Below are 6383 nucleotides of genomic sequence, written 5' to 3'. Positions count from 1 at the left end.
CAAATAGTCTCGTGCGATCGCCCGAGTTGCGGACAAAGCTACCCAAATAGTCAAGGATGGGTAGCTTTGTCCATAAATTAAGTTACAGTTTCAAACCCCTACAGCCTTGTCCCTACAGATCCGGCTGCCGAATGCCGAATACTGCTAGGTTTTTGGCTCAAACTTGTAACCTACTCCCCGGACGGTTTGAATCATTGAGATTTGGTTGGTATCTGGTTCAATTTTGCGGCGAATTTGACCGATATGGACATCCACCACGCGATCGGCTCCCACATACTCGTAGTCCCAGACTTCTTGCAGCAATTCCGATCGCCTCCATACGCGACCGGGTTTGCTTGCCAAACAGTACAGCAGGTCGAATTCTAAAGCCGTCAAAGCAACTATCTGACTGTCGAGAATTACCTCGCGCCGGACGGGATCTATTAGTAGCTCTCCAAAGGTCAGACTTTGTTGTTGAGCCGGAGTAACAAGGCGTTTGCGCTTCAAAATTGCTGCAACGCGAGCTCCAATCTCTACAAGACTAAAAGGTTTAGTAATGTAGTCGTCAGCGCCTTCGGCAAACCCTTTCATTTTGTCAGCTTCATCGGTTCGGCTGGTCAGCATCAACACAAACACGCCCGTCCGTTTTTGCATCTCTTGACAGAGTTTGTAGCCAGTAGTATCGGGTAAATTTACATCTAGAACTACTAAGTCAGGATTGAGTTGCTCAAATAATTCCAGACCAGTCTGACCGTCTCCGGCCGACTCAACTTGATAACCTTGCTGGCTCAAAAAACGGTGAATTAAATTTCGGATTGCCGGGTCGTCATCAACCACAAGGATTTTTACAGGGGCCATGACCACAACTTTGTTTGAAGAATTAGGCAAGAAGATTCAGCCATAATAATAGAAAACTGGATACAAATCTCGAAAAAATTGAGCTTTTATATAGTTGTAGCCATATTTATAGCCATACTTATAACCTACGTAAGATTTCAGGCAATAAATCTCCAGGTACTTTGGATAAGGCTAGATTTTGGCCTTGCAGCCCACATTCGCTATAGAAAGCTCTAATCGTTTTCACAATATAACTCAATGCAGTTTGCCGGGAATCGGCAGCTTGAGAGTTTGGCGGGGCTTGCAGGTTAAGTTTATCTCCATATGTTAACCCTTTGTCGTTGAGATGTTGTCCCCATTCGGCGCACACTTGCAACTGGTGGTGCAGTGCTGCTTCTAAATGGCTGGTTTGGGCGGCTTTGTTGGTGCCAAAATCTAGATCTGTGGCTAGTTGATAGTGGGCTAGTCCGAGATTGTTGCGGGCGGCCCAGGTGTCAAAGGTGAGTTGGGTTCGATCGAGCTTGCCGGCGATATCCAGTGCAGCTTCGTAGGCGGTAATCGCCTGCTGTAAAGATTCCGTCCGGGCCTGTTTCTGCTGGAACTGGTTCCCCAAATGCCAATAAGCGGTACCGAGATTGTTGTAGGTAGCTGCTGCTGCTGCGGGTACCAATTCTCGGGTGCGGTATTTCAAGGCTTCGCGGTAGGCATCAATCGCCCTGACTAACAAGAGTTCTGAGGGTTCGTGCTGGGCGAGGTTCCAGCAAGCGGTACCGAGGTTGTTTTGGACTCCGGCATAGTTGAGCGGTTCTCGATCGGGACTGTAACAGCAGAGGGCTTGGGTGTAAGCGGCGATCGCGCTTTTGAGATAGACGATCGGCTGACCATCTTGAGCTAAATTCCAGTATGCTGTCGCCAAATTATTCTGAGCCGCCGCGTACTGCTGGGGCTCCGCCGCCGGGTCTAAATCTAGTAGCGCTTGTTGGTAAGCTGCAACTGCTTGCTGCAAGTTCTCTGTCTTATCTTGATAGCGGGCTAAATCTGCCGAAGCGATGCCCAAATTTTTGTTTAATCTCACGCGGGTTTGGGGTGCGCTGTCGGCATCTGTGCGGTTCAAACCTTCAAGGTAGAGGGCGATGCTGCGTTCGAGGCAGGATACCGGATCGGCTGCGTTATGCTGCTGCGTGCGATCGCGCGACAGCATCCAGTAGAAAGTACCGAGATCGTTGATCAGATCGGAAATTGGCGGTAGGCTGTGGGACTCCTCGGCGTACTGAGTTAAGTTTTGTGTCAATTGGGAAATTAGCCGCGCGCATTCCTCGGTTAGTGGTTGATTTTCCTGGGAGTTGTCGTCGAGTTCCAGGTATGCAATCACTTGCTCGATCGCGCGAATGGCAATTGTCAGGTTTTGCGGGGAGGAATCTCCGCCCAGAATCCGATCGCGGTAGTAATTTCCCAAACTGTGATAAGCCAAAGCCAAAGCTTCGGAACAGCACTCATGTTCTTGCAGCAATGCAATATATTGCAGGGTTTGCAGCGGCAGAAAATTGTCTTCCGATGCGGGATTATCTTCTACTTCCAACTCCTGAGAAGCCGCTGCTAGCACCAAATCTGCCAGTTCGACGGATTTAGAATCTGTTGTGGCGGGTTCAGAATCGGGAATGGGAGATGGGGAATCGGGAATTGGGGATGGGGAATCGGGAATTGGGGATGGGGAATCGGGAATTGGGGATGGGGAATCGGGAATGGGGGATGGGGAATCGGGAATTGGGGATGGGGAATCGGGAATGGGGGATGGGGAATCGGGAATGGGGGATGGGGAATCGGGAATGGGGGATGGGGAATCGGGAATGGGGGATGGGGAATCGGGAATTGGGGATGGGGAATCGGGAATTGAGGATTCTTCAGAAGACTTTAAATATTTTAAAAGTTGGTCGCCATAGTCTCCGTTGTCCCGCAAGTTTCCGAAGTTTTCCGAGTGTCCGAAGTCTTCCGAGTGCCCGAAGTCGCCCTTAGCTGGAGTTGGTTCGCCTTCAAACTCAAATACTCCGGTGCGCCATTGCCAAAATTCCGGGGCCGATTGCTCGATCGAACTCAACCAAGGGCGCGACACCCACAGCAACAGAGTAGATTCGCACATTTGCAGGTTTGCTTCGATGTCTCTCAAATAGCTCAGGAACGACCACTGCACGGCTGGTGAGTGCCTGGTCAGGTGTTCGGCCCCGAGAATTTGAAATCCCGGCAAACGGCTGTAGCTGCCGCCGTTTCGGGGCAGTGGGTGTTGAGTCAGCCATGCGGCGATCGAGTCCCAAGGATTGGGCTCGCTCACGTCGAGTTCCAAACTGACAAATCGGGGATAGTCGATCGGGTAGGGACGAGAAATCGAGTCGGCGCCCTCGGCGGCTAATTCTGCCTGCAAGCGGGCCGCCAGACAGTCCCGCAAACACAGGTCGTCGCAGGCGGCAATAAAAATTTGACGGCGTAAGTTGAGGTCGATCGCCTGTTTCAAGCGTTGATAGATCTGCTTGTTCGAGCTAGAAACTTTTTGGGAAGGAATAGACATCACGGTCTGGCGATTTTAGATTTTAGATTTTAGATTTTAGATTTGGGAATGTAGATTTGGGAATGTAGATTGTAGATTTTAGATTTGGGATTGTAGAGTTGAAATCGCTCCTAACTCGCAACACCGACGAGTTCGGCAGTCAATCGCACCGTTGATGACCTGCATGATTGTAGATTTTCAATTAGCAATTTTTTTATATTTGTGACGATTCCGTCTGATTAATTGCAACGATCGCCCCTGAACCTGAACGCCGAAAGGAAAAAACCCTATTTCTGCTTGTCTTGTTTAGTCGCTCTCATATTCGCGGACGTTGTTGGGAAGAGAGCCCTCTTGGTTTCAGTGGTTATATAACCTGTCAGTCATACCTCACCTTTTTGAGAAAGGCTATACCTGCTTTTTATTGAAACACAAAAACCATGTTTCCATTGGTTGGGAAACATGGTTTGTTGAATGATTATTTAAAATAGCGATTTGAAGCAGCTTTGAGTGTCAGGTCAGTTTTTACACAGAAGCAGCCACAAACACCAAACCGGCTACTAACAGCGCGGCGGCAACACCCAGGATGATGTAGTTCCGTTGCTGGTTCTTGTTGGGAGGTACGGCGTCGTACATCTTCGGCTCTTTGGCAAAGTTGTTCAAGCGTCCGTCTTCTTCGGTAGTATAAGGCATTGGCAACAATCCTCAATATTTTTGATTGCCATCACTTTACCAAAAAACGCTATCAAATCGCCGCCCTTAAGTTCGGGAATTTATTTTGAGGTGACAGTACCTGTTTCGGGAGAAGAGGCGATCGCGTAATCTTTGACCGGCATTCTTCCTGCTAAGTACGCTAAACGTCCCGCTTCTGCGGCCATTCCCATTGCTTTGGCCATTGCCGGAGAATTCTGAGCATTGGCGATCGCGGAATTAATCAAAAGTGCATCAGCGCCCATTTCCATGGCTTGGGCCGCTTCGCTGGGAGTGCCGATCCCTGCATCCACCACCACAGGGATATTCACCGTGTCAATAATGATTTGAATATTGGCAGCATTATTGATCCCTTGCCCCGAACCGATGGGCGAACCTAAAGGCATGACAGTCGCACAACCGACTTCTTCTAGGCGTTTTGCTAGCAGCGGATCGGCATTGATGTAAGGCAAAACGGCAAAACCTTCTTTGACTAATTGCTCTGCGGCGTGCAAAGTGCCGATCGGATCGGGCAGCAAATATTTAGCATCCGGAATCACTTCTAACTTAACAAAATTATTATCTTCCTGCCCTAAAAGCTTCGCCATTTCCCTGCCCAAACGAGCCACTCTAACCGCCTCATCCGCCGTTTGACAACCGGCAGTATTCGGCAGCATCCAAATTTTAGTCCAATCAAGAGCCTCTGCCAATCCTTCATGACCGGGAGCATTTGTTTGCACTCGCCGCACAGCCACAGTCACAATTTCGCATCGGCTAGCGTTGACACTTTGCTGCATTTCGGCAATGCTGCGATATTTTCCCGTCCCCGTCATCAAGCGAGAATGAAAAGTTTTGCCAGCAATCACCAGAGGTTTATCAAAAGATGGAGTTGCTGTATCTACTGGATAGCCAAAAATACTATACTCAAGTGCCTCTTTCCATTGTTCTCTACCGCCCAACATCTCTTCCAGTTGCAAACCTTCTTTATTTGTCAGCTCATCACGAGTAACTGCATAAACAATTTGCCCAACTGTAATCAATTTCGCCTCTCGCGGCATATTATTTTTTAAGCCGGTTTGTATAACTTCTTCAAATTCATTAAAAACGTCTTCCATTTTCCCATTCCTCCCTAGTAATCTGTTGTACTTCTTCGCTGTTGAATACTAATATAATATTCTGGATAAGTTGTCTTTCGTCCGAATAAAAAGCTTTTCTGATGCCATCGTTTATCTTCCAAAATTCATAACTATCTCGGTTGATGTGAATAATAACGGCTGCTGCACCTTGATTCTTTGCCCTGCTGATTCCTTCTTGAAGTCGGTATCTGATGTTTTTAGTAGATTTTGTCAACTCCTTAAATTCGGAAATCTCACCGTCAATCTCAGCATCTGGCGTTCTGCTATACAAATCCTAGACAAGTCTAGACATTTGCTTCTTACTTCATCGGGAGCATGGGAGCGGTTATCCCTCCGTAAGCTTTCACGTTTTAGCCAAGCGCGATAAATTAATTGCTGCGTTCAAATCCCTGTCCATCGAATGACCACAACTTTCACAGTCGTAGGTTCTTTCTTTTAGGGGCATATCTTGAATATGTCCGCAGTTTGAACAGGTTTTACTCGAAGGGAACCAGCGGTCGGCAATGATTATTTCACAGCCAAACTTTTTAGCTTTGTATTCCAGTTGACGTTTGAATTCATAGAATCCACAGTCAGCGATAACTTGAGCTAGTTTGTGATTGGCTAGCATTCCCGAAACATTCAAATTTTCTACTACTATCGTTGCGTGGTTTTTGCCTAAGTAAGTAGTAATTTGATGGAGAGTATTTTTTCTGAGATTCGCTACCGCTTCATGATGTTTTGCTAACCTTTGTTTCGCCTTAAATCTATTGCTAGAGCCTTTAAGCTTTCGGGATAACTCCTTTGACAGCCTACGCAATTTACTGAGATGCGTTTTGTAATGCCTTGGGTTAGGGAAAACAACTCCCGTCGAAAGTGTTGCTAACTCTTTAACTCCTAGGTCAACACCCACGACATCGTGTTGCTTTACAGTTGATTCATGCTCCTGTTCGTAGGCAAAAGCAATAAACCAACTGTCGGCAGTTCGAGATATCGTGATTGACTTGCAGGTGGTATGAGGCAATCCTTCGTAGGTTTTTACCCAGCCGATGGTGGGCAACTTTATGGACGTACCACCTACCGGGATTGGTTTTCCACCTGCGTCTATCGTGAAGGAATCATGATGGCCCTTTTTCTTGAATTTGGGATATCCAGCTTTTTTTGAGAAAAATAAGGAGAAGGAATCACCAAGATTGTCGAAAGCATATTGAGTTATCTTCTGGCAA

At 47.4% G+C, this 6383-nt stretch carries 6 protein-coding genes; all 6 read right to left on the bottom strand.

The window, feature by feature from the left end:
- Nucleotides 1–144: 144 nt before the first annotated feature.
- Nucleotides 145–837, bottom strand: a complete 693-nt coding sequence (locus JGK07_RS32955) for a response regulator transcription factor (RefSeq protein WP_293193997.1) — start codon at nt 835–837, stop codon at nt 145–147.
- A 118-nt stretch (nt 838–955) separates the two neighbouring features.
- Nucleotides 956–3376 (bottom strand): tetratricopeptide repeat protein, encoded by a 2421-nt coding sequence (locus JGK07_RS32950; RefSeq protein ID WP_293220952.1) that lies wholly within the window; start codon nt 3374–3376, stop codon nt 956–958.
- 501 nt (nt 3377–3877) lie between these two features.
- Nucleotides 3878–4045: a ssl1498 family light-harvesting-like protein gene (locus tag JGK07_RS32945; RefSeq protein WP_293187141.1), complete on the bottom strand. Its 168-nt coding sequence runs from the start codon at nt 4043–4045 to the stop codon at nt 3878–3880.
- 80 nt (nt 4046–4125) lie between these two features.
- On the bottom strand, nt 4126–5157 hold the full coding sequence (locus tag JGK07_RS32940) for a thiazole synthase (protein WP_293226844.1): 1032 nt from the start codon (nt 5155–5157) through the stop codon (nt 4126–4128).
- A complete protein-coding gene (locus JGK07_RS32935) occupies nt 5141–5449 on the bottom strand; it encodes a hypothetical protein (protein ID WP_293187143.1) in 309 nt (102 codons plus the stop codon). The genes JGK07_RS32940 and JGK07_RS32935 overlap by 17 nt, the downstream gene beginning before the upstream one ends.
- A gap of 72 nt (nt 5450–5521) precedes the next feature.
- The coding region (locus JGK07_RS32930; protein ID WP_293226841.1) for an RNA-guided endonuclease TnpB family protein at nt 5522–6383 on the bottom strand (862 nt) is incomplete at its 5' end.

This window comes from Microcoleus sp. PH2017_24_DOB_U_A (assembly GCF_020738205.1).
Taxonomy (GTDB): Bacteria; Cyanobacteriota; Cyanobacteriia; order Cyanobacteriales; family Microcoleaceae; genus Microcoleus.
Note: the sequence above shows the minus strand (reverse complement) of the source record. Positions and strands in the feature narration are given on the sequence as shown.

What these genes read in the sequence shown, in the direction of transcription:
- JGK07_RS32955 (WP_293193997.1), bottom strand. Translation starts at nt 837, where the DNA reads ATGGCCCCTGTAAAAATCCTTGTGGTTGATGACGACCCGGCAATCCGA.
- JGK07_RS32950 (WP_293220952.1), bottom strand. Translation starts at nt 3,376, where the DNA reads ATGTCTATTCCTTCCCAAAAAGTTTCTAGCTCGAACAAGCAGATCTAT.
- JGK07_RS32945 (WP_293187141.1), bottom strand. Translation starts at nt 4,045, where the DNA reads ATGCCTTATACTACCGAAGAAGACGGACGCTTGAACAACTTTGCCAAA.
- JGK07_RS32940 (WP_293226844.1), bottom strand. Translation starts at nt 5,157, where the DNA reads ATGGAAGACGTTTTTAATGAATTTGAAGAAGTTATACAAACCGGCTTA.